This window comes from Thioalkalivibrio sp. AKL8, assembly GCF_000380525.1.
GTDB lineage: Bacteria > Pseudomonadota > Gammaproteobacteria > Ectothiorhodospirales > Ectothiorhodospiraceae > Thioalkalivibrio > Thioalkalivibrio versutus.
Map to the genome: position 1 here is coordinate 1 of NZ_AQYF01000010.1, position 1,966 is coordinate 1,966.

At 62.4% G+C, this 1,966-nt stretch carries 2 protein-coding genes; one reads left to right on the plus strand and one right to left on the minus strand.

What is annotated here, in order from left to right; genetic code table 11:
- Window positions 1-385, minus strand: a 385-nt coding sequence (locus G335_RS13605) for a tetratricopeptide repeat protein (protein ID WP_043690167.1), incomplete at its 3' end; no start/stop codon positions are given.
- A 667-nt stretch (window positions 386-1,052) separates the two neighbouring features.
- Here G335_RS13605 and G335_RS0112455 point away from each other — a divergent pair.
- Window positions 1,053-1,966 (plus strand): PEP-CTERM sorting domain-containing protein (locus G335_RS0112455; RefSeq protein ID WP_018143863.1); only part of this gene is annotated, 914 nt, incomplete at its 3' end.

Below are 1,966 nucleotides of genomic sequence, written 5' to 3' on the forward strand. Positions count from 1 at the left end.
CCTGCAGGCTCAACGGACCGGCCGCTTCCGGCTGGAGCTCCTGCAGACGCTGTGCCCGCTCGAGTGCCTCGTCGTAGCGTCCTGTCTGCAACAGGTACAGCACCAGCGTGGTATCCACCTGCTGGGCCGAGGCCTCGCCGCCTCCGGCGGCGCGCAGCGCATCCAGACCTTCTTCCGTCTCCCCGCCCCGGAGCAGCGCCACCGCCAGCAATTCCTGGAGACCCTGCGAACCCGGGCTCGACGCCGCCGCGTCGCGCAACGCATCGATGCCGGCTTCGGAATCGCCGGCAACCAGCAGCAGTCGCCCGCGCAGCTCGGCCATGTCGGCCGGCTCGCCGGTGTAGTCACGGCTTGCCCGCTCCACGAACTGCAGGGCATCCTCCACGCGATCCTGTTCCAGATAGATCGCCGTCAGCGTACGAATGCCCTGCAGCGATCCGGGGCTCTCCTGAACATGACGATTGAGGTTGTGTTCGGACTGATCGCGGGCCTGCTGTTCGACCTGCTAGTACTTCCCGCCATGCTGGTCGTCGCGCATCGACTGTCGCGGGCGCGTACGGCCTGACCCCATGGCTCCTCGCGAGGCGCGACCGGTCCTTCGGTAGTCGCGCTCCCCCGCACATCACGCCGCCCCTCCCAATCGGCCCGTCACCCCGATCCTTTGCCATTACCCGGGACCTCTTGTGACGTCCCCTGTCGATACGCATTACAACCAAAAAAATACCCTCAACTTACTGATTTTATTTTATTTGTTCTCCATTCATCCCCTACCCGGCGGCCTGACGCCCGCAACCCACGCCAGCCTCCGTCGACCGCCTTTACAGTTCCATCCCAGAACTGGGGCCTATCGCCCGCACGCTGCCAACAATCCAATACCCGCCGGGAAAACATCAAACTTTCCCCCTACATAACAAAGCCTTACGAACGATCAATCCTCGAAGTGAAACTTGGCACGTTGTCTGCCTATAACAACTCGGCAGCAACTGAATTGGCCATCAGGCCAAGCCCCGGCGATGGTTAAATCGCTTCAAATTGAGCATCAGGAGAAATCCATGAACGCGAAAAAAGCTCTTCTTGCTTCGCTCTGCGTCGGCATTTTCGCCGCAGGTGCGAGTACCGCGACGGCGGAGACGATCGACTTCGACATGAACCTCGACGCCACCGCGAACTACAGCGGCTCGGTCGAAAACGTCCGCCGGATCCAATTCGACCTGAACACCCAGACCTTCCAGTACATTCAGGACCCGAACAACCCGGTTCAGGTCGGCGATGTGTTCTATGACCGCGGGTACGGTGATGCCACGTCCTACCGGACCTCCACCAACGCGGCCGCACCCCAGACCGGCGACATCCTTGGCACCGACTACTCCATGGGGCTCCTCTGGGACGAACTCCGCGGCGTGGTAACCGGCACCGATACAGTCGGCGGCAATTACGTCGTCACCGCTGACTACACCGGGGTCGGTTGCTGCTTTTCGCTGTTCATGGCCGAACCGACCCCCGGTTTCGGTCAGGACTATGAAGGGGCAAGGACACACTACACCGACGGCGAACTGGTCATGGAGATGGGCCTGAAATCCGGCAACAGCATCCTGGAATTCGACAGCCAGGGCGGGGCCTTCATCGAAGGGACCTTCACCTTCGAATTCCAGGTGGACATGGTACTCCCGGGCTTCTGGTTCACCAGCGACGGCATCGACTTCGCCGACCTGATCGCGGACGAGGAAGGCGCCCCGACCTTCCAGGTCACAGCCTTCGCCAGCGCCGGCACCATCCAGGAACCGCCGCCGGAGACCTTCTTCGGTGAAGACGTCAACAACGTGTACGGCGACACCCGCGACGGCCAGTCCCTGTTCAGCGAAACCCAGTCGACCCACGATGGCAGCCTGCGCTTCGCAGTGCCGGAACCGGGCACCCTGGCGCTGATGGGCCTGTCCCTGCTGATCCTGGCCGGCTTCATCGGGGT